General features: G+C 70.3%; 20 protein-coding genes and 1 pseudogene. 9 read left to right on the forward strand and 12 right to left on the reverse strand.

Features of this window, described 5'->3' with window-relative positions; genetic code table 11:
• Window positions 1-217 precede the first annotated feature (217 nt).
• Window positions 218-865, reverse strand: coding sequence for a DUF305 domain-containing protein (locus tag FPZ41_RS10325; protein WP_152861281.1), 648 nt, complete (start codon window positions 863-865; stop codon window positions 218-220).
• 96 nt (window positions 866-961) lie between these two features.
• Complete coding sequence (locus tag FPZ41_RS10330; RefSeq protein WP_322620052.1) at window positions 962-1,459, reverse strand: hypothetical protein; 498 nt, start codon at window positions 1,457-1,459, stop codon at window positions 962-964.
• 155 nt (window positions 1,460-1,614) lie between these two features.
• On the opposite strand from FPZ41_RS10330, the gene FPZ41_RS10335 reads away from it, so the two are divergent.
• Window positions 1,615-1,983: a BlaI/MecI/CopY family transcriptional regulator gene (locus FPZ41_RS10335; RefSeq protein WP_131557446.1), complete on the forward strand. Its 369-nt coding sequence runs from the start codon at window positions 1,615-1,617 to the stop codon at window positions 1,981-1,983.
• Window positions 1,980-2,888 (forward strand): M56 family metallopeptidase, encoded by a 909-nt coding sequence (locus tag FPZ41_RS10340; RefSeq protein WP_152861287.1) that lies wholly within the window; start codon window positions 1,980-1,982, stop codon window positions 2,886-2,888. Before FPZ41_RS10335 ends, FPZ41_RS10340 begins: the two co-directional genes overlap by 4 nt.
• A gap of 183 nt (window positions 2,889-3,071) precedes the next feature.
• Here the strand turns inward: FPZ41_RS10340 and FPZ41_RS10345 are convergent, their stop codons facing one another.
• The 9 genes and pseudogenes from FPZ41_RS10345 to FPZ41_RS10385 form a co-directional block, all read right to left on the reverse strand.
• Window positions 3,072-3,968, reverse strand: a complete 897-nt coding sequence (locus FPZ41_RS10345; RefSeq protein WP_228022654.1) for a DUF5134 domain-containing protein — start codon at window positions 3,966-3,968, stop codon at window positions 3,072-3,074.
• A gap of 156 nt (window positions 3,969-4,124) precedes the next feature.
• Window positions 4,125-5,180, reverse strand: a complete 1,056-nt coding sequence (locus FPZ41_RS10350) for a serine hydrolase domain-containing protein (protein ID WP_322620053.1) — start codon at window positions 5,178-5,180, stop codon at window positions 4,125-4,127.
• A 30-nt stretch (window positions 5,181-5,210) separates the two neighbouring features.
• A pseudogene (locus FPZ41_RS10355) lies at window positions 5,211-6,789 on the reverse strand (IS200/IS605 family accessory protein TnpB-related protein).
• Complete coding sequence (locus tag FPZ41_RS10360) at window positions 6,782-7,357, reverse strand: IS607 family transposase (RefSeq protein WP_152861289.1); 576 nt, start codon at window positions 7,355-7,357, stop codon at window positions 6,782-6,784. Before FPZ41_RS10360 ends, FPZ41_RS10355 begins: the two are co-directional and overlap by 8 nt.
• Before the next feature lie 139 nt (window positions 7,358-7,496).
• Complete coding sequence (locus tag FPZ41_RS10365) at window positions 7,497-8,615, reverse strand: GNAT family N-acetyltransferase (RefSeq protein WP_322620054.1); 1,119 nt, start codon at window positions 8,613-8,615, stop codon at window positions 7,497-7,499.
• 264 nt (window positions 8,616-8,879) lie between these two features.
• Window positions 8,880-9,521: a response regulator gene (locus FPZ41_RS10370; RefSeq protein ID WP_152861291.1), complete on the reverse strand. Its 642-nt coding sequence runs from the start codon at window positions 9,519-9,521 to the stop codon at window positions 8,880-8,882.
• Complete coding sequence (locus tag FPZ41_RS10375; RefSeq protein ID WP_152861293.1) at window positions 9,514-10,824, reverse strand: sensor histidine kinase; 1,311 nt, start codon at window positions 10,822-10,824, stop codon at window positions 9,514-9,516. Before FPZ41_RS10375 ends, FPZ41_RS10370 begins: the two co-directional genes overlap by 8 nt.
• Window positions 10,825-10,831: 7 nt before the next feature.
• Window positions 10,832-11,614 (reverse strand): ABC transporter permease, encoded by a 783-nt coding sequence (locus FPZ41_RS10380; protein WP_152861295.1) that lies wholly within the window; start codon window positions 11,612-11,614, stop codon window positions 10,832-10,834.
• Window positions 11,611-12,513 carry an ABC transporter ATP-binding protein gene (locus tag FPZ41_RS10385; RefSeq protein WP_152861298.1) on the reverse strand — a complete coding sequence of 301 codons (903 nt, stop codon included), beginning with the start codon at window positions 12,511-12,513 and terminating at the stop codon, window positions 11,611-11,613. The genes FPZ41_RS10380 and FPZ41_RS10385 overlap by 4 nt, the downstream gene beginning before the upstream one ends.
• Window positions 12,514-12,775: 262 nt before the next feature.
• Here FPZ41_RS10385 and FPZ41_RS10390 point away from each other — a divergent pair, with 262 nt between their 5' ends.
• The 7 genes from FPZ41_RS10390 to FPZ41_RS10420 all read left to right on the forward strand — a co-directional run bounded on the left by FPZ41_RS10390 (window position 12,776) and on the right by FPZ41_RS10420 (window position 20,014).
• Window positions 12,776-13,522 (forward strand): DUF1684 domain-containing protein, encoded by a 747-nt coding sequence (locus FPZ41_RS10390; protein ID WP_152861300.1) that lies wholly within the window; start codon window positions 12,776-12,778, stop codon window positions 13,520-13,522.
• 106 nt (window positions 13,523-13,628) lie between these two features.
• Window positions 13,629-15,149, forward strand: coding sequence for an ABC transporter substrate-binding protein (locus FPZ41_RS10395; RefSeq protein WP_152861302.1), 1,521 nt, complete (start codon window positions 13,629-13,631; stop codon window positions 15,147-15,149).
• Window positions 15,149-16,114: an ABC transporter permease gene (locus FPZ41_RS10400; protein WP_152861304.1), complete on the forward strand. Its 966-nt coding sequence runs from the start codon at window positions 15,149-15,151 to the stop codon at window positions 16,112-16,114. The genes FPZ41_RS10395 and FPZ41_RS10400 overlap by 1 nt, the downstream gene beginning before the upstream one ends.
• Window positions 16,111-16,986 carry an ABC transporter permease gene (locus FPZ41_RS10405; protein ID WP_152861306.1) on the forward strand — a complete coding sequence of 292 codons (876 nt, stop codon included), beginning with the start codon at window positions 16,111-16,113 and terminating at the stop codon, window positions 16,984-16,986. The genes FPZ41_RS10400 and FPZ41_RS10405 overlap by 4 nt, the downstream gene beginning before the upstream one ends.
• Window positions 16,983-17,783: an ATP-binding cassette domain-containing protein gene (locus FPZ41_RS10410; protein WP_152861308.1), complete on the forward strand. Its 801-nt coding sequence runs from the start codon at window positions 16,983-16,985 to the stop codon at window positions 17,781-17,783. Before FPZ41_RS10405 ends, FPZ41_RS10410 begins: the two co-directional genes overlap by 4 nt.
• A 41-nt stretch (window positions 17,784-17,824) precedes the next feature.
• Window positions 17,825-18,592 (forward strand): ABC transporter ATP-binding protein, encoded by a 768-nt coding sequence (locus FPZ41_RS10415; protein ID WP_407698769.1) that lies wholly within the window; start codon window positions 17,825-17,827, stop codon window positions 18,590-18,592.
• 147 nt (window positions 18,593-18,739) lie between these two features.
• Complete coding sequence (locus FPZ41_RS10420; RefSeq protein ID WP_152861312.1) at window positions 18,740-20,014, forward strand: sulfite oxidase; 1,275 nt, start codon at window positions 18,740-18,742, stop codon at window positions 20,012-20,014.
• A gap of 291 nt (window positions 20,015-20,305) precedes the next feature.
• Here the strand turns inward: FPZ41_RS10420 and FPZ41_RS10425 are convergent, their stop codons facing one another.
• Window positions 20,306-21,103: a DeoR/GlpR family DNA-binding transcription regulator gene (locus tag FPZ41_RS10425; protein WP_152861314.1), complete on the reverse strand. Its 798-nt coding sequence runs from the start codon at window positions 21,101-21,103 to the stop codon at window positions 20,306-20,308.
• Window positions 21,104-21,152: the final 49 nt, after the last annotated feature.

The following is a 21,152-nucleotide window of genomic DNA, read 5'->3' on the forward strand; positions in this document are numbered from 1 at the left end:
TCTCCAACGGCGCCTCTCGGGCCCGGTGGCACCACCCCCCAGGTCATCGGTTCGACAGGGGGGAACAGCCATGCCGGGCCCGGAGGCCAGCGGCCCTCTTGCAGGGCCGCGGAAAACATAACGGGGGAGGGGGTCGCCCGGGCTCCGCGGGCGCGTGCGTGGCGGAGCCCGGACGAACGGTGTGGCGGCGCGCCCGAGCATGGGCGCGCCGGGAGACTCAGAGTCGGTCGAGGATGCTCTGGAGCTGCTTGACCTCGGCGGACTGGCCCTTGACGATGTCACCGGCCATCTTCACGGCGTCCGAGTTCTTGCCCTTCTTCTGCTCGTCCTTGGCCATGGTGATCGCGCCGTTGTGGTGGTCGATCATCATCTGGGCGAACATCTTGTCGAACTCGGTGCCCTTCATGGCCTTGAGGTCCTTCATGTCCGTGTCGGACATCATGCCGTCGCCGCCGTGGTCCATGCCGGGCATCGAGTCGACCGCGGTCGGCTGCTTCCAGGAGCCGAGCCAGCCCTTCATCGTCGTGATCTCGGGATCCTGGGCCTTCTCGATCTTCCCGACGATGTCCTTGATCTCCGTGTCGGAGGCGCGTCCGTCGGCGAGCCGGGCCATCTCCAGGGCCTGCTCGTGGTGCGGGATCATCATCTGCGCGAAGGCGACGTCGGTGTCGTTGAAGCTCGAGGCACCGGCGCCGTTGCCGGCGGGCGCCGACTCCGACGCCGAGCTGCTGCCGCTGCCGTGGTCCATGTCGCTCATGTCGTCACCCCCGCAGGCGGTGAGAAGCAGGGCGCCGGCGGTGACGGCGCCCACAGCGGCGATACGGCGGGAGGAGCTGTGGCGCAGGGCGCGAATGAAGGAAGTCATGGTCGATTCACCTCAAGTGTCGGTTCTGGTGGGCTGTGCAGGCGTACGCGCATCCGCGGGGCCGCGCCTGGTGCGCGCCCGCGAGAGCGGTTCGGCCTACAGCCGCAGAACTGACAAACGGGCGAGATCGGGTCTGCGTGGCGGAGGATTGGGCCGGATGGCGACGGCGACCTGGGCGAGCAGCTCCGCCGGCCGGTCCTGGTCGCGGGCGAACGCCGACCTGAGGAGCGCGGCGAGCACCCACGCGCCGAACAGGACCGCCACACACAGCGAGAGCATGTCCATCGCCATGGCCGGCTGGTGCGTGGTCTGCGTGGTCTGCGTGGTCTGAATGGTTGGCGAATGTGACGGATCCGCCGGATCTGTCACGTGCCGGTCCGCGCCCGTGCCCGGAGCCGGGGGAGCACTCCTGGGGGCGTGGGCCTCGGCGGCCGGATCCATCGTCGACGCGTGGGACGCGGTGCTCGTCGCGGAGCCGGACGAGTCCTGAGGATGCCCCATGCTGTGCATCGCGAAGACGCCCAGGGCGAGCACCACGACGAGCAGCAGGTGCCCGAGGGCGCCTCCTGCGCGTACGTACCTGCTCGCGTTCACCGGAATCCCGTCACTGGTCGTTCTCTGACTCCGCCATACTACTAAGCCGTTTGGCATTGCCGGTGCAGGGGATGGACGGGCGCACCCGGCGACCTACGATGAACCCTCACTGGTGCCGGAGGGTTTGTCGTTCTCCGCAGACGAGAGGAGCGACCGTGCGTCGGCTGGGGGAGCTGGAGGCGGAGATCATGCACCGCCTGTGGGCGTGGGGACGTCCGGCCACCGCACGCGACGTGCTGACGGACATCAACAAGCAGCGGCCCCTCGCCTACAGCACCGTCAAGACCGTGGCCGACATCCTCCACGGCAAGGGCATGCTCAAGCGGCACAAGGAGGGCAGAGCGTGGGTGTACGAGCCCACGTGCACGCGCCAGCAGTACACGGCGGCCCTGATGCAGGAGGCCCTCGGCAGTAACCCGGACCCGGCCGGGACCCTCGTCAGTTTCCTGGAACAGATGACTCCGGAGGAGACGGACGCCCTGCGCTCGGCCCTGCGAACGGTCAGGAGGCGGAGCGAGGCATGACCACAGTCGTCCTGCTGGTCGGATACGTCGTGCTGGTCGGCGTCGCGGTGCCGGCCCTGCTGTCCCGGGCGCGCTGGGCCCACCGCGCCCCGGCCCTCGCGGTCGCCGCCTGGCAGGGCCTGATGGCGACGTTCGTCGTCGCCACCACTCTCGCGGTGTACCACCTGGCCATTGCCGAGCAGCACGCGCACAACGGCATCGTCGGGTTGCTCACCGTCTGCGGCCTGGTCACCGGCGCCCCGGCGAGCGGGTCCGCGCCCACCCTGGCCGACGTCCTGGCACTCGCCGCCCCCGCCGCAGTCGTGCTGCTGCCTGCCGGCTGGCTCGTGCGCTGTGCCTGGCGGGCACACCAAGCACGGCAGCGTCACCTCGACCTGCTCACTCTCGTCGGCGAGCCGGCACCCGAGTACGGCGCCACCGTCATCGACCACGAAGTCCCGGCCGTCTACTGCCTGCCCGGCCGCTTCCGTCGGGTCGTCGTCACCCGGGGCGCCATGGACGCCCTGTCCGAGGACCAGTTGCAGGCCGTTCTGGAACACGAGCGCGCGCACATCCAGGGCAGGCACTATCTGCTCCACCTGGTGACGGACGCGTTCTCCCGCGCCTTCCCCGGTCTGCCGCTCGCCCGCCACGCCAAGGAGCAGACGGCGCTGCTGGTGGAGATGATCGCGGACGACCGCGCCCTGCGCCTCCATCGGCGGGAGGTGCTGGCCGCCGCGATGTGCGAGGTGGCGGCCGGCCGGGTGCCGCAGGCGGCTCTGGGGGCCGGAGGGACCGGCGCGCTGATCCGGCTCCGGCGAGTTCTCACCCCGCAGCCTCGCCCGCACCGCGCGACCCGGCTGGGCATCCTGGCGGCCACTGCCACCGCGCCGTTTCTTCCCCTGCTGGTGGCCTGCGGGCTCTGATCCCGCGAAAGGCCCCCGCAGGCTGCACCTCTCCTCCCGGGAGCCCCGGCTCGTTCTTCCTGTGCGCCGGGGGGCCGCCGCAACGAGCGGAGGGCTCCCGGTCGGCGAGGTGCCAGGATCAGCGTAACGCTAAATGAATTAGCGGAGTTGACGGAATGACACCACGGTGGCCGGGTGCGGCCGCTACATCACCATCATCAGCAGCATGGCGGACATGGTTCCGCCCATGCCGATGTGCGCGGCGAGGGCCGCCTCCGGTGCGGCGCCGGCCCTGCGGCGACGGCCCCCGTGGCGGCCTCGTTCCGCCGTGCGGGCCTTGTCCCACACGGAGACCGTCAGCGACACCAGGAACACGACGACCGTGTCCGGCATGGCGAGCAGCCAACGGCCCCAGCCGCGGCGCCGACCGCTCTCGCGGCCTCCGGGGAGACCGTTCCCGGAGGTGCCGCGGACGCGTGCCCATACGGACGCGACGATCGACAGCAGGAAGTAGGCGGCCAGGGCGGCAATCAGGAAGCGCCAGACGGAGGACGACGACGATGCCTCGGCCCCGACGGCCGAGCCATGGGCGCCCATACCGGCCATGTCCATCCCAGGCATGGACTCCATACCGGCCATGCCGCCCGTTCCGGCAGCGTGCCCCGTGCCGGCCGTCTCCGCCATCCCCGGCATGCCCGCCATCCCCGGCATGCCCGCCATGGCGCCGTGGCCCAGTGCGAGCACCGGACCGGACGACGTGGTGGTCATCGCCAACGTCATGATCACCATGCCGGCGCTGCCGACGATGAGGTGCACCCAGTGGCGGCCCTGCTTCCAGCCGCGTTCCCGGGTGTGCTTGACGGCCATCGCGACGGCGCCGAGCCCGAGGAGAGCGAACGCGACCGCCCACCACATGCCGGATCCTCCGTACCAGGCCGCCGTCGCGGGCAGGGCCATCGCTGCCATGCACAGCCCCATCAGCAGGTCACCGCCCGCCGCGAACCGGGTGTCGCCGCTCGTCGTCATCACCCGGACCGCGCTGACGGCCGCGACCAGAGCGGCGACCGTCGCAATGGACCAGCTCAGAGCCAGAGTTCCCATCTCCGCCCTTCCTCGTTCGTCCCGCTGGGCACTCGGGAGTTCCTTGACTGCTAGGACTCTTAGTACGTGGCGGGTCGAGGGATCGCTCAGCGAACGTGCGGAGTACGCCCAGGACTTGGCAATGGAGGAGGGCATCGCGGGAAACGAGCGCTCTGCTCAGTCCTCGCCCACCACGGTCAGGTCGTCACCCAGAGCCGTGGCGATCCGGGCGGCGCGGGAGTGGTCGTCCAGGCGGCGGGTGAGGTAGGCGCAGGCGTGGTGGTGCCGCAGCGACCACCACGCCGCGGAGCCGCCGATGCCCCCCTTGGCGATCTCTCCCTTGTCGCGGACCAAGCCGAGAGTCCATGTGATCCGGGTGCCGAACACCTCGTCGTGGCCCGTGATCTGGGAGGCCAGCAGCTCACTGTGCAGCTCCGGCCCCAACAGTCGGCACACGGGTCCGTCCTCGCTGGTGAGGCGGGAGAAGAAGGCCGCCATCGCGGTGGCCGTGGTGTGCAGATTGACCGCGCCGAACACCGACTGCCGCCAGGTCCGGGAGTTCGTCCGCTCCGTTTCCAGGGCGCCGTGGGGTATGCCGAGCCAGGGCGCGGCATGGGGTTGTCGCGGCCAGTCGGAGCGCGCGTGTTCGAGGTCGGCGACGCGGTCCAGCGCGGGGTCCGGTAACCCGAACCAGGCATCGAGATCCAGCGCGGGGCGTACGACGTCGTTGAACATCGCTCCCAGTGTCGTTCCCGCGGCCGAGCGCAGGATGCCGTCGACCAGGTGACCGTACGTCAGGGCGTGCTCTCCGAGGGCCGTTCCCGGCGCGTACTCCGGCGCCGCCCGCGCCAGGCTGTCCCGCAGCCCCGCGTCCTCCAGCAGATCGAGGCCCGCGGCTTCGGCTGGGAAACGCGGCTGACCGGCCTGGTGGGTGAGCACGTGGCGGAGGGTCGTCCGCTCCTTGCCCCGGACTCCGTACTCCCTCCAGTGCTCGGCGATCGGCTCGTCCAGCGTCAGTGCCCCATCGTGCACCGCGACCAGGGCCGCGAGTGTGACGAACGTCTTCGACAGGGAGTGCGGCATGACCAGGGTGTCGGCCCGCCACGGACGGCTCCGCCCGGCATCGGCCCACCCGGCGCCCAGCCGGACGACTTCACGCCCCTCACGCCAGACCGACAGCCCCGCGCCGGTTTCACTTCCCTCGTCCACCAGCTGCTGGAAGACCCGGCGCACCTCCTCGTACCCGCCCGCGGTGAACCGTTCCTAATCAGTGAGCAGGAGTGAGTCTTGGACCCAAACCTGATCAACTGGCGCATCCCGAACGGTTGTGGATGCACTGGTCACCTGCGTTCGCGCCGCGTCCGGCGACACGGATCGTGTCCGTGGTCCGGGGATGCGGGGGCGGGTTTCCTCACACCCGCGGGTGCCGTGTCCGGCCTGGGCGGTCCGATGCCCCACACGATCGCTCTGGTCGTGTGGGGGCGGTGCCGTCCGTCGCCGGACGCGGTGCCCGAGAGCGCGTCGTCCGATCGCGACGCCAGCGGCGTCGTGGCGGGTGGCCTTGCGGTTCTTGCTGTTGAGGGGCTTCTGCCAGTGCTCGGCGCCCCAGCGGGAGGTGTAGGCGGGATCGACGACGACGATGCTGATGCCGAGTTCGGCGGCCATGGACACGAGCCGTGCCCGCAGTTTGGCGACGGGCATGCCGGAGATCACCTTGCGGAACAGCTTCCTGCGGCCGTGCTTCTCCCGCGTCTTCTCCGCGCCGAAGTCCAGGTCCTCGATCGCGATGGCGACGTCTTCGCGCCGTGCCCAGTGAAGGAGGCGGGTGAGGGCGTGTCTCACCTGGGCGTCCCGGTAGGTGGCCGGCCGGCCCGTCGAGGTCGTAGAAGAATCGGCGGGGCTCACCCATCGGGTTGCCGTGCTCATCCAGACGCCACGCTGCGAAGTGGTCGGCGTTGGTGTCCACACCGATCAGCCCGTTCGCCCTGGCTACGGCCAGGGCAACGGTCTGGACCGGGGGGATCGTCCACGACGCTGTGAGGTACCAGCGGCCCCGGTCCACGTCCAGGTGGATGCGGTAGGCGACAGCACGGTTCGCCGATACGCGGTCCGCCCACTCTTCGCCGCGGTGCCGGAAGTTGATCCGGCCGTCGAGCACGTACCGGCCGCGCGGGGCGTTGGCCAGATGAGCCAGCGGAGCCGGGAGCTTGATGCCGATCTCGCCGTCGGAGCTGACGCGGATAGTTTCGTTCCCAAAACGCTTCCCCGACTCCCCGTCTGCCTGGAGGAACCAGCGTTCGGCATCCCAGCGCCTGCGCCACTCGTACTCGGTGAGCTGGGCAGCTTCCAGATTGTGCCGGCCTCGAGCCAGTTCCAGCCGGTCTTCCAGCACATGCAGGCGCCGGGTCTTTTGGAACCACTCCTGCTTTGTGCGGTACCCGCCCGGCGCCCGCTTCGTGCCCTTTTCCCCGACCGGCTGGGACAGGCGGTGCGCGATCGTGCGCACCCCGGCCTCAAGGTTGTGGATGTGGGCGAGCTGGGCACGGCGCGAGAGGCCCCACTGGTCATGGGCGGCCTTCGTGATACTCCCGGCCCAGCGGGAGGACGACTCCTCGGTCAGGGCCCGCTTGCGCTCCGCCCACTGGTCGCTGTCGTGATCGGTACCCGCCCGGCAACGGGCCTTGAGGTCGGCGGAGGCCAGCGAACCCAGGTGTGCGCCCACCAGCGGCAGCACCTCACGGTCCCGCTGGGACATGCCCTTGATGCTGGTGCGGATCGCCACCCCGGACGGCCCCAGCACAACGAACGGCGCCTCGATCGTGCGCAGTGTGGAGTCAGCCATGCTCGGCGGCCTCCAAAGCCTTGCGGGCACGGTTCTTCGCCGACCGGCGACCATACAGGCGAGCACAGAACGAGGTCAGCACCTCCACCATGTCGCGCACCAGGTCGTCTTCGACCTCACCGTCATCAAGGACCACGAGGCGGCGCCCATGCGCGGACAGGGTGGCTTCGACAAGTTCGGTGTTCATCCGGCCCAGCCGATCCTTATGCTCGACCACCACCATGGTCACATCCGGATCGGCCAGCAGCCGCTTGGCTTTGGGGCGGGCACCGTTCGTACCGGATGCGATCTCCGCCTCCACACGCACCACCCGGTGGCCGGCCTGCGCCGCCCACTGGGAGAGCCTGGTGACCTGCCGCTCCAGGTCGGTCTCCTGGTCATGGGAGGAGACACGGGCATAAAGGCCCAGCCCGCCGATCGCCCCGGGCGCGGCGTTGACCCCAACGTTCACCAGGATCGTGCGCGGGCCGACCCGCTGAGCCGGTACCGGCAGCGTCCCCTCACGGAACCAGCGATACGCGGTCTGCGGATGCACACCCTGCGTCTTCGCCCATTCCGTGAGATTCATGCTCTGACAACGACACTCACTCACACATGGTTACGCTCACTCACTCGACTTTGAAGAGCAGCAGTTGAAGACCCCTCGACATTCATCGTGCCCGCTTCCTCCGTCCCAGGTGTGCGCCTCGTCCGGCGACTTGTGGTGTTCAGCGTGTGCAAGCCCCCGCTCCGCCGGCCTCCGCCCGGCCCGATGTGCGGAGCGTGCCGATCGTCTTCAGCAGGCGGTCGGCCGGTTCTCTCAGCGCGGGGTGGGCCAGGACCGTGTTCCGCAGGCCGCGTACCGGTCTGCGCCACATCCGCAGTGCCGCCGCCACCGGGTGGGGGCGGGTCGCGAACCCCTCACCCACGCGTAGTTCGCGGGTCTTGAGCCAGTCCTTGTACTCCTTTTCGCCGCGCCCCAGGTCCATGACCCGCACCCCGTCCCGGCCCGCGGCCTCGGCCATCCGGAGGTGCATGATCAGCCCGGGCGAGTAGTAGCGGAGCCCGGGGTCGTACGCCGTGAACCAGGCCGCGAGGACGGTGCGCGATCTCGGCCCGAAGTGCGCGGCCACCGGGCGGTCGCCTGCGTACACCACGGACAGCACTCCGCTGAAGTGCTCCTCGCGCACCTGGAACAGATGGTCCACCAGGTCTACGATCCACGGACGCGCGAAGCGGTCCATCCGTCCCGTCCTGCGGTACTGGGCGGACTTCCACCGCATGAGCGTGTGGAGCACCCGCGGGTCGCGCTCGTCGAACACGAAGCGCATCTCGCCCAGGTCCCGCCCCAGGCGGCGCTCCTTCTTCAGCGTCGTCTTGGCCAGTCCCGGGTACGTGCCGCGCAGCCACTCCGCGTAACTGCCGTCGCCGCTGTCCTTCAGGTCGACCACCGGTGAGGCGAATGTTCCGGTCACGTGTCTGCCGAACGGTTTCTGCTCCTCGACGAGGTGGTCGAACTCGAAGACGGACAGACCGCAGGCCCGCAGCAGTTCCTCGGTGTCCCAGGTGACGCCCGGGCGGTGTACGAGGGCCTGGCAGTCGGAGAGGCCGAGGCCGATGGCCCGGCCCACGCCGAAGGCGTTGCGCTCGTACGGGAAGAAGCCCACGGGCTCCCCGCCCTCGTGCAGGACCGTCACGTGCGCCCCACTGCGGTACGTGCCGATCCCGGCCGCGAACTCCGGTCCCAGGAAGGGGTTGCCGTAGTCGGGCGACTCGTCCATCAACCGGTGCCAGGCCCGGCGCAGCGAGGCGTTCAGCTCCTCGGGCCGGTGGATGGTGAACTCCACGTCAGGCCAACCGCCCTTCCCTGCGCTCCGCGCGGGACCTGTCGGTCGCGGCGCGGGCTCTTAAGGCGCTTGGATCATTGCTCACAGAACACATGGCGACCCCCCGGTCTCCCCCGCGACGCGACGTCCCGCGTCCCACCCCTGCCTTGCCTGGACTGCCGAACTGTCCGGCGGCCTCAAACTTCGCGAAACAGTACGCACGCTGTCAAGGTGTCCGTGGCAATGAAAGAGAGTGAAAGAGAGGAAAGAGGACGGATCGAGGGCTCAGCCCAGAATGCCGCGATCGTAGGCCGCAGCCACCGCGGCCGCCCGGTCCTTCACCCCCAACTTGGCGTACAGATGGGTCAGATGGGTCTTGACCGTCGCCTCACTGATGAAGAGTTCCCGGGCGATCTCACGGTTCGACGTGCCTTTGGCGACCAGTTCGAGCACCTCCCGCTCGCGGGCCGACAGCACCCCGTCCGCGGGCACGGCGGGCTTGCGGACGGCGGAGACCAGGCGGGAGGCGATGGCGGGGGAGAGGACGGTGCGTCCTTCGGCGGCGGCCCGGACCGCCGTGAACAACTCCTCGCGGGGCGCGTCCTTGAGCAGATAGCCGGTGGCGCCCGCCTCGATCGCGGGGATCGTGTCGGAGTCCGTGTCGTACGTGGTGAGGACGAGGACCTTCGCGCGGGCACCGCGCCGGGTGAGTGCGGCAATGGCCTCGACCCCGCCGCCGGCGGGCATGCGCAGGTCCATGAGGACGACGTCCGGGTCGAGACGCAGGACGAGTTCGACCCCCTCGACCCCGCCGCCGGCCTCGCCGAGGACGTCGAAGCCGGGATCGGAGGCGAACATGCCGCGCAGACCGTCCCGTACGACGGGATGGTCGTCGACGATCAGCAGGGTGATGATCCGCTCAGTCATGGCGCACCAACGGTACGCGGGCACTGATCGCGGTGCCCTGGCCGGGCTCCGACTCGACGGCGACGGCGCCCGCGACGCGTTCGGCGCGGGCCCGCATCCCGTCGAGGCCGAAGCCGCCGGTGCCGTTGCGCGGCGCCAGGGCCAGCGGGTCGAAGCCGTGCCCGTCGTCCCGTACGTCCAAGGTGACTTCATCGCCCATGAAGGAGAGGGTGACGCCCGCACGGGTGGCGCGGGCGTGCTTGCCCGTGTTGGCGAGGGCTTCCTGGGCGATCCGCAGGAGCGTCGCGGCGACCTCTTCGTGCAGGGGCTCCTCGGTGCCGGTCACGGTGAACTGCACGGCGACACCGGTACGTTCGGACCACTCGGCGACCGTCGCCTTCAGCGCCTCGGGGAGCGTGTCCTCCTCCAGGGCGGCGGGGGAGAGGTTGTGCACGGAACGCCGGGCCTCGCCCAGGGACTGGCGGGCCAGCGCCTGGGCGCGGTCCAGGTGCTGGCGGGCAAGGTCCGGGTCGGTGGTGGAGACGACGACCTGGAGCTGGGCGATGATGCCGGTCAGGCCCTGGGCGATGGTGTCGTGGATCTCCGCGGCGAGCCGGCGGCGCTCGTCGGCGACGCCGGCCTCCCGTGCCTGGACCAGGAGTTGGGTGTGCAGAGCGGCGTTCTCGGCGAGGGCCCTTTCCAGAGCGGCGGTCTTCTCGGCCTTCTCGGCTGTCCTCTCGGCCTCCTTCTCCTCCAGGTGCACCATGGAGATCACACAGGCCACATTCACGGCGAGCAGCACGCCGAAGGCGACCCATTGAATCAGTGAGGTGGGCGGCAGTCCGCCGGACTGCGAGCCGGCCAGTGTGACCGCGGTGACCAGGAGCCCGGCCCGCGCGGCGCGCGGCGGCAGCAGCCGCCCGGCTTCGAAGTAGCCGATGGACGCGTAGATCGAGAAGAAGGGGTTCAGCCAGGTGAGGGCGAAGGCGAGGGCGGTACGCACCACGAAGTACACACGCCCCGCGGTGGTCCCCTCGGGCAGCACCCGGTCGCCGACGGCGCTACCGGCGCCGGCCGCATCGACGCAACTCCCGGCCTCGGAGCGGCCGTCGGCCGACTCCTTCGCCAGCAGCCGGGGAACCGCCCGGGTCCACCACACCTGGAGAGCCAGCGAGGCGAGGAACAGGACCCCAGCCGCGTACATCTCCCGCCGGGACATGAACAGGTGGGCGGTCACGGCCCCGATGAGCGTGGCGAGGCCCAGCATGGCGTACGGGCCGTACCGCAGGAACTGCGCCCAGCGCTCTTCGAGCGTCGTCGCCATATACGCGCTACTCCCACCTGAACCAGCGTCGGGCTGCGGCAACCAGCAGTCCCGACCACAGCGCCGTGACCCCGAGATGAGTCCAACTCGGCCAGTCTCCCGCGGCGGCCGCGTCGAGGGCCTGCGCGGCGGCGCCGAAGGGCGTGAGGTCCACGGTGCGCTGGAGGACGTCGGGCATGGTCGAGACCGGCAGATAGACACCGGCCGTGAACATCGCCGGGAAGAACACCACCGACCCTACCGCCTGGGTGATCTTCGTCGTACGGCTGACGGCGGAGATGGTGCTGCCGAGCGCCAGAGCGGCGAGGGCGGCGAGCGCGAAGGCCACCAGGTACCCGGGCAAGTGGCGCGGCAGGGCCACGTTGAACACGATCCGGCCCACGGCGAGGGCGAGCGTCGCCGAGACCGCGACGGCGGCGCCGTGCAGCGCGATCTGCGCACCGATGAGGGCGCCCGGCCGCATCGGGGTGGCGGACATACGGCGCAGGATGCCGCGCTCCCGGTAGCCGGTGAGGACGGGCGGCATGGCCTGGAGGCCGGACATGATCACGGCGAGCAGGACGACGACGGGGACGTAAAGGTCCACCACGCGCAGGCCGCCCAGGTCGGCCGAGGGCTCCCGGAAGGAGGGAATGGAGCCCAGGACGCACAGCAGGACCGTGGGGAAGGCGAGGATCCAGAAGAGGGCGCCGGGTTCACGCAGGAAGAGACGTGCCTCGGCCCTGAGGACGGCAGTGGCGCTGCCCTTGACGGCGGAGGAGGAGGGGCGGGTGTGGGCGATGGCGGTCATGTGTCCGTTCCCGTCAGGTCGAGGTACGCGTCGTCCAAGGTGGCCTCGGTGACGCGGAGTTGGTGCGCGGTGATGCCCTGGGAGGCGAGCAGCGAGAGCAGGGCGCCCGTGGTCTCGTCGGTGCCGTTGACGACGACCCGGCCGTCCTTGCGCACCACCGACTCGACCGACGGCAGGGCCGCCAACTGCTCCATGTCCGGCTCGGCGGATGGCCGGAACGAGATCTCCGTACCGCTCGCCGTGCGCTCGATCAGTCCGGACGGGGTGTCCAGTGCGGTGATCCGTCCCCGGTCGATCAGGGCGATCCGGTCGCACAGGCGCTGTGCCTCCTCCATGAAGTGTGTGACCAGCAGCACGGTGACACCGCTCGCGCGTATGTCCTCGACGATCCGCCAGGCATCGCGACGGGCGCGTGGATCGAGCCCGGTGGTCAGTTCGTCCAGGACGACGACGCGGGGGTTGCCGACCAGGGCGAGGGCGATGAACAGGCGCTGCTTCTGGCCGCCGGACAGCTTCGCGAACCGTTTGCCGAGCTGCGCGGTGAGCCCGAGGCGTTCGGCGAGGGCACGCCAGTCGGCGGGGTCCGGATAGCAGGCGGCGTACAGCTCCAGCGCCTCACGGACCGTGATCTTGGGCTGGAGTTCGCTCTCCTGGAGCTGTGCGCCGAGGACGCGGGTGACGGGGCCGCGGTCGGCGACCGGGTCGTGTCCGGCGACGCGGACGCGGCCGGCGTCGGGGCGCCGCAGCCCCTCCACGCACTCGACGGTGGTGGTCTTGCCTGCGCCGTTGGGGCCGAGGATCCCGAAGATCTCGCCCTCCTCGACGGCGAAGGACACACCGTCGACGGCCTTCCTGTCCCCATAGGCCTTGTGCAGGCCGCTGACTTCGATGACTGCCATGCGGACCAGCGTGCCGGGGCGGGGCAGGAGCGGACATCGGCCATCGCGCTCGAAGGAGCATCATCCGATCGGTTGATGGCCTGGTACGACCCGGCGACAGCGCGTGAGGTGATGTCGTGCCGTGTCGGCGTGAGCGAGGCCACGTTTTCACCGATACAGCGTGACTTGACATTAGCTCGACTTATGGGCGATAAAGAATGTGCTTTGGGCATTAATTCACGCAGCGTGACCTTCGTGGCGTGACAGCCGATGAACGTCCTACCTGAGTGAGTGCAGCGTGTCCCACATCGCCGTCCCGGACCAGCAGGCTCCGGACCCCGCAGACGCCTGGCAGGCGTGGCGAGCCGAGCGGCACAGGTCGGTCACCTCACCCACCGGGAACCTCGCCCTCGTCGAAACCCGCTGGCTTCCCGCCGGTGAGCGCCCCGACCTCGCCGCGGCCCGTGCCGGACAACCGGAGACCGTGAGCGTCACCAGGGTCGAGCGCACGGACCTCGTCACCGGCGAGCCCGAGTACGGCCTGCGGTTCTGGGACGCCCGGTCGCCGGCGATCCGGCACTTCGAACGTACGGATGCCTTCCCGTACGACCCGGCGTGGGTCCTTCAGGCCGCGTACACCCCGGTGACGGACGCCCGACGCGTCGCCTTCGAGCACATCAGGGACAACGGCGGCACCCGCGACCTCGTCGTGCCCGGCGACATCGCGCTCACCGTGGACGGCCGCGCCTACACGCTGAGTGCCTTCGACGACGACGGAACCCTGCTGCTCGTCTTCGGTGACCCCACCAATGGCGAGTCCACCTACGGCGCCGGGCGCTTCCTCTTCGTCGAGCGGACCGCCGACGAGGGCCGCGTCGTCCTCGACTTCAACCGCGCCTTCGTTCCGCCCTGCGGCTTCTCCGACCAGTACAACTGTCCCATGCCGCCGCGGCAGAACCGTTTCCACCTGCCCGTCGAGGCAGGCGAGACGCGCCCCGTCTTCCGCGACGGCTTCCCCGCGCAGCACTGATCCATCGGGCTAGGCCCCGACCGATCACGCGCTCACCCCCCGCTCTTCACCTCCCCCTGGGCCTCCCGCAGCCTTCCGGCACGGCAGCACGAAAGCGTGTATCCCCATGAGCATCAAGAAGACTTCCCTGTTCGGTACCGCCACGACGGCCGTCCTGGCCGTGACCCTCACCGCCTGCGGCGGGGGCTCGGGCGGCACCGGCGCCTCCGGGGGCTCGTACGACAAGGACGCCACGGTCAACATCGGCTCGCTCTACGAGCCCCAGAACCTCGACAACACCGCGGGGGGCGGCCAGGGCGTCACCGAGGCCCTCAACGGCAATGTCTACGAAGGGCTGTTCAGGCTCACGGACGACGGCAAGATCGAGAAGCTGCTCGCCCAGGACTACAAGGTCAGCGGCGACGGCCTCACGTACACCTTCACCCTGCGCGACGGCGTGAAGTTCCACAGCGGTAAGACGCTGACCAGCGAGGACGTCAAGTACAGCCTGGAGAAGGTGCTGGCCGAGGACTCGCAGTCCGCGCGTAAGAGCAACCTCGAGGTCGTCAAGGACATCGCCACCCCCGACGCCAGGACCGTGAAGGTCACGCTGTCGCAGAAGTCGATCTCGTTCGTCTACAACCTCTCCTACGTCTGGATCATCAACTCCGAGGCGAAGAACCTGAAGACGACCGAGGACGGCACCGGCCCGTACGAACTGAACAAGTGGACCCGCGGCTCCGCCCTCAGCCTCGACCGGTTCTCCGGTTACTGGGGCGACGCGGCGGCCAACAAGCAGGTCGTCTTCCACTACTACAAGGACGCCACGGCGCTGAACAACGCGCTGCTGACCAACGCCGTCGACGTCGTCACCAGCGAGCAGTCGCCCGACGCCCTCGACCAGTTCAAGAACAACCAGAACTACAAGGTCAACGACGGCAACTCGACGACCAAGCTGCTGCTCGCCTTCAACGACAGGGCCAAGCCCTTCACGGACGTCAAGGTCCGCCAGGCCGTGTCCTCCGCCATCGACGACAAGAAGCTCCTCGAGTCCGTCTGGGGCGGCTACGGCAAGCTCATCGGCTCCATGGTGCCGCCCACCGACCCCTGGTACGAGGACCTCACGGGCGTCAACGCGTACGACGTCGCGCGCGCCAAGAAGCTGCTGAAGGAGGCCGGTTACGAGGACGGCTTCACCTTCACCCTCGACACCCCGAACTACGACCCGCACCCGACCGCGGCGACCTTCATCAAGTCGCAGCTCGCGAAGGTCGGCATCACCGTCAAGATCAACACGATCACGGCGGACGAGTGGTACACGAAGGTCTACAAGAACCGCGACTTCACGGCCACGCTCCAGGAGCACGTCAACGACCGCGACCTGGTCTGGTACGGCAACCCCGACTTCTACTGGGGCTACGACAACAAGCAGGTCACGAAGTGGGTCGAGCAGGCCGAGCAGGCATCCAGCACGGCCGAGCAGACCGAACTGCTGAAGAAGGTCAACCGGAAGACGGCGGAGGACGCGGCCAGTGACTGGCTGTACCTGTACCCGCAGATCGTCGTCGCGAACAGCAAGCTGTCCGGCTACCCGCTCAACGGCCTGAACTCGCAGTTCTTCGCCTACGACATCAAGAAGGAGGGCTGATGGCGCCCTACCTCCTGCGCCGCTTCGCCTTCCTGCTGGTGTCGCTGGTGCTCGCGAGCGTGGTGCTGTTCGTGCTGCTGCGCATGCTGCCCGGCGACCCCGCCAACGCGCTCACCTCGGTGGGCGCGAGTCCCGAGCAGATCGCGGCGGCACGGCACTCCATCGGCTCCGACAGGCCGCTGCCCGAGCAGTTCACGCACTGGATCGGCCAGTTGGCGACCGGCGACCTCGGCACCTCGTTCGTCAGCTCGCTGCCGGTCGGGCCCGAGGTCGGCTCGCGGCTGAACGTGACGGTCCCCCTCACGCTCGCCGCGTTCCTGCTGGCGGTCCTCATCGCCGTGCCAGCCGGGTTCGTCGCCGCGTACAAGCGGCACACCTGGTACGGCGCGCTGCTCAGCGGGGCGTCCCAGCTGGGCATCGCCGTACCGGTGTTCTGGCTGGGGATGATCCTCGTCGCCGTGTTCGCACTGAACGCGGGCTGGCTCCCTGCCGGCGGTTTCCCGCCGGACGGATGGGACCAGCCGGGTGAGGCCGTCCGCTCCCTGGTCCTGCCGGTCGTGACGATCGCGCTGGTCATGAGCGCATCGCTGATCCGGTACGTCCGGTCCGCGACGCTCGACGTCCTGGGCAGCGACTATCTGCGCACGGCGCGGGCCCTGGGCTCGTCGTTCGGGCGGGCCATGTGGCGGCACGGACTGCGCAACGCCTCCGTGCCGGTGGTGTCCGTCCTCGGTATCGAGCTCGCCTCGACGCTGCTCGGTGCCGTCGTCGTGGAGTCGGTGTACGCGCTGCCGGGTCTCGGCTCGATGCTCGCGACCGGCATCGCCCAGCACGACTACCCCGTCATCCAGGGCGTGTTGTTCGTGTCCACGCTCGCCGTCCTGCTGATCGGCTTCGCCGCCGACCTGGTGCAGCGGATCATCGACCCGCGGCTGCGCGGCAGGCTCTCGGGAGGCGCCCCATGACGCAGACCCTTAGGACCTCGTCCGAAGCACCGCAGGCAGCGCCCGCCAAGCGGCGGGGCCGACGGTCGGCCACGCTGATCACCGGGTGCGTCCTGTCGGGCCTGATCTTCCTGTTGGCGCTGGTCTCGCTCGTCTGGACCCCGTACGCCTCCGACGACACCTCCGGCGGTCGGCTCACCGGGCCCGGCGCGGGCCATCTCCTCGGCACGGACAAGCTGGGCCGCGACCTGTTCACACAGCTGATGACCGGCTCCCGGATCGCCGTCGAGGCCGGCCTGGGGTCGGTACTCATCGCGGCCGTCGCCGGGGTCACGCTGGGCGTGCTCGCCGCGTTCGCACAGGGCTGGCTCGACGACACGCTCTCCGCGTTCCTCGACATCCTGATCGCCTTTCCGACGCTGCTGCTCGCGATGCTGATCGTCGCCGCACGCTCGGCCACCCTGGGATCCGCGGTGCTCGCCATCGGCCTCGCCCAGAGCGCCGTGGTGGCACGGGTCGTCCGCATCCTCGTCAAGCGTGTGCTGGCGCAGGACTACATCACGGCCGCCCGTACGTCGGGCACCTCCTGGCCGTGGATCGTGGCCGGTCACGTCCTGCCCAACATCTGGCCCACCCTCGTGGTGAACCTCGCGCTCCAGTTCGGGCTCGCGGTGCTCGCCGAGGCGGGTCTGTCCTATCTGGGTCTGGGCGCACCGCCGCCCAACGCCTCGTGGGGCCGCATGCTCCAGGAGGCCCAGGCCACCTTCACCACGGCTCCCGCGGGCGCACTCGCCCCCGGCGTGCTGCTCGTCCTGCTCGTGATCGGCGTGAACCTCGTCGCCGACGGCCTGCGCGACACCCTCGACCCGGCGACCAGGCGGAGGCGGTCATGACCCTCCTCGACATACACGGCCTGACCATCCGCACGGCGGACGGGCACACCCTCGTCGACGACCTCTCGCTGACCGTCGCGGGCGGCGAACGGCTCGGACTGATCGGCGAGTCGGGCTCCGGCAAGTCGCTGACCACCCTCGCCGTGCTCGGACTGCTCCCCGACGGCATGACCGTCACCGGCAGCATCGGACTCGCGGGCACCCAGATCGTGGGCGCCCGCGAGAAACACCTCACGCGGGTGCGTGGCCGGGATGCCGCCATCGTCTTCCAGGAGCCGCTGACCGCGCTCGACCCGCTGATGCGCGTGGGCCGGCAGATCGCGGAACCCCTCGCCCGGCGGCAGGGCCTGAAGGGCACCGAGCTCCAGCGGGCGGTCACCCGGGCACTGGAGCAGGTACGGCTGCCCGAGCCCGACCGCATCGCCCGCGCCTACCCGCACGAGATCTCCGGCGGTCAGCGCCAGCGCGTCGCGCTCGCCATGGCGCTGGCCTGCGAGCCGAAGCTGCTCATCGCCGACGAGCCGACCACCGCGCTCGACGTGTCCGTGCAGGCGGAGATGCTCGACCTGATCGACACGCTCGTACGCGAACGGGACATGGCCGTCCTCTTCGTCAGCCATGACCTCGCGGTCGTCGCCCGGGTCACCGACCGCGTCCTGGTCATGAAGGACGGCCGGGCGGTCGAGGAGGGCGACGTCCGCGAGATCGTGCGGCGACCGCGCGAGGAGTACACCAGAGCACTGGTGGGAAGCGCCCGGCGGCTGGAGTCCGCCCTGGACGCGAGGCGCGCCCGATGACATCCGTAGCAGGACCTGAGGAGCCCGCGGTGACGCCCGAAGTGCAGACGCCCGTGCTGGAGCTGAGCGACACCTCGCTGCGGTACCGGGGGAGTGGCGCCCCGGTCGTCCAGGACGTCTCGCTCGCCGTCGAGTCCGGCCGGAGCCTCGCCCTCGTCGGCGAGTCGGGCGCGGGCAAGACGACGCTGCTGCGGCTGCTGCTCGGCCTGGCCCGGCCCACCTCCGGCACCGTGCGCTTCGACGGTGACGCGCTGAGCCTGCGGGACCGCGAGCAGATGCGTCGCTTCCGGCGCAGCGTGCAGTGTGTCTTCCAGGACCCGTACTCCTCGCTCGACCCGCGCCGGCGCGTGGGCGGCATCGTCGCCGAGCCGCTTCGCTCGCTCGGTCTCGACACACGGCGTACAGCGGCGCCCAAGGTGGCCGAGGCGCTCGAGCGGGTCGGGTTGCCGGCCGATGCCGCCGAACGCTATCCGCACGAGTTCTCCGGCGGTCAGCGCCAGCGCATCGCGATCGCCCGCGCCACCGTGTGCCACCCGAGGGTGCTGCTCGCCGACGAGCCCGTCAGCGCGCTCGACGTCACCACCCGGATCAAGGTGGTCGACCTGCTGGCCGAGCTGAAGCAGGAGCGCGGCCTCACCCTCGTCATGGTCTCCCACGACCTGTCGGTCGTCGCCTCCCTGTGCGAACGGACCGCCGTCCTCGAACGCGGTGTCGTCGTCGAACAGGGCGACACCGCCCGGGTGCTGGGCGACCCCGCGCACCCTTACACGCGCCGCCTGATCGACAGCGTGCCGCGGCTGCCCGCCTGAAGCGGCGTGGGGCAGTGATGCGCCCCGCCCCACGGCCTCCGGTCCGCCTCCCCGCCCGGGTCCTGTTGGTCGCGTCGCGGGCAGACGGCCAGGGATGCCCCCTTCCACAGCCAGGTATCCCTAGGCTGTAGGCGAGGAGGACCTGCCATGTCTGCTGCCGGCTCCGCCGCCCACCACGAAACCGTCTACGACCGCCGCAGGCTGCGTCAGTGGCTCGCCGGGGAGGCCAGAGCGGACGGGGTCACGCGCCGCGGGTTGCTCACCCTGCTCGCCGCGACCGCTGCCACCGCCACCACGCTCTGTACGACACCTGCGGCCGGCGCCGCCGACTCACCGATCGTCAAGCCGTTGCCTCCCGAGTGGTTCATTCGGCGCGGCACCAACGCCGAGACCCGCTGGGAGGCGCTGCGCGGAACCGGCCACCGCACTCCCAACGAGCTGTTCTTCGTCCGCAACCACACGGCGACGCCCGTCCTGGACGCCGACGACTGGCGGCTGAGGCTCTGGGGTGACGGACTGCGCGGCGCGCCCGGCGAGGACACACCGGTCGAGTTCGGGTACGACGACCTGCGAGCCCTGCCCTCCGTCACCCGTACCGTGTTCGTCGAGTGCGCCGGAAACGGACGCAGCTTCTACACGACGCAGCAGGGCGAGGCGGTCACCGGCACCGCCTGGACGCTGGGGGCGGTCGGCGTGGCCCGCTGGCGCGGGGTGCGCCTGGCCGACGTGCTGCGCAAGGCCGGGCTGTCCCCGCACGCCGTGGACGTGCAGCCGCGCGGCCTGGACGCCGAGTTCGTCAGCGAGGGCGAGAACCTCGGCCGGGTGCGGCGGCCGCTGCCGCTGGCCAAGGCGTTGGACGACGTGCTGCTCGCGTACGAGATGAACGGCGAGCCGCTGCCGTACGACCACGGGTATCCGGTGCGGGTGCTGGTGCCGTCGTGGGTGGGGATCGCGTCGATCAAGTGGGTCGGCGACATCGAGGTGTCCGCCCAGCCGCTGTACTCGCCGTGGAACACCACGTTCTACCGGCTGTTCGGCTCCGCGTACCCGGAGGAGGGCAGCGCACCGCTCACCCGGCAGACCCCCAAGAGCGCCTTCGAGCTGGCGAGCGGCGCGCGGTTCACGGTGGGCGACGGGCAGGTGCTGCACGGCCGGTCCTGGTCGGGCACGGGAGCCGTCGCGCGCGTCGACGTCAGCACCGACGACGGGGCGAGCTGGCGGCCCGCCCGCCTCCACGACCGGCCGCGTGCCGGCACCTGGACGCGCTGGTCCCTCCCGTGGACGCCCGAAACGCCCGGCGCGACGCACCTGCTGGCCCGCGCCACCGACACGGCGGGCCGCACCCAGCCGGTCACCGCGGCGCCCAACACACAGGGCTATCTGTTCGACGCGGTGGTGCGGCATCCGGTGACGGTGACATAGGGCCTGTGTGAGGTTGTGATCTGGGCTCGCGGGGCGTGGCACACACTCCCCCACTGCCAAAGGGCGTGGGGGGACCCCCAGCCGCGTTGCCGAAACGCCCACGTGGCTCCTCCCCCACGCTCGGCTTCGCTCACGCGGGGGCACCCCCATCGAGGGCGCTCCGGCGCCTTGCGATCGCACGCACCACGCCCCGCTCCCTGATCCAGATCACAACCCCACACAGGCCCTGACGCCGTCGCGCCGTGTGCGCCGTGCCCGGCGAGGGCGGGTCGGTCACACCGGAGTGGTCGGTCACACCGGAGTGACGGAGTGCCACTGCGGTTCGGTCACGACCGTGATCACACCCCGGGCACGCAACGCCTCCAGAACGCCCGGTTCGGCGTCCACGTCGGTCACCAGGGTCCAGCCCTCGCCCAACGGCGTCCAGGTGTGGAAGGGCCGGCGCCCCAACTTCGCCGAATGCGCGAGGACATACACATGGTCGGCACGCGCGGCCATCAGCTCCTTGAGGCGTGTCTGCCGCAGATCCGCCTCGCAGATGCCGAGTTCGGGTGAGATGCCGTCCGTGCCGAGGAACACCCGGTCGAACGTCATCCGCTCCAGGGCCGCCTCCGTCAGCGGACCCACGAAGCCCTGGCTGAGTGGGCGGAGTGTACCGCCAAGGCACTCGACGTGGACGGTCTCCACATCGGCGAGCGCCTGCAGCGCGGTCAGCCCGGTCGTCGCCACCGTGACGTCCTCCGCGGTGCGCAACTCGTGCGCGAGCGCACCGACCGTCGAGCCCGCGTCCAGCAGCAGCGTCTCACCGGGCCGCACCTGCTCGGCGGCCCACCGTGCGATGGCCTGCTTCGCCTCGAACGCCTCACCGGTCCGCTGCCGCAGCGACGCCTCGGGGTGGGCGGACAGCGCCATCGCACCTCCGTAGGTCCGGGCGAGCCGCCCGTCGGTGGTGAGTTTCGCCAGGTCACGGCGGATGGTGGAGGCCGTCACCCCGAACAGCTGCGAGAGCTCGTCGACGCTCGCCAGACCGGTGGTGGTGGCGAGGTGGACGATCTGGTCGCGCCGCGCCTTCGATCCGATCGCAGACATCAGTCCTTACGTCCTCTGGTGCCTCGTGGTGCCACGGATTGAGTGGACG

Source organism: Streptomyces acidicola (assembly GCF_009377235.1).
Taxonomy (GTDB): Bacteria; Actinomycetota; Actinomycetes; order Streptomycetales; family Streptomycetaceae; genus Streptomyces; species Streptomyces acidicola.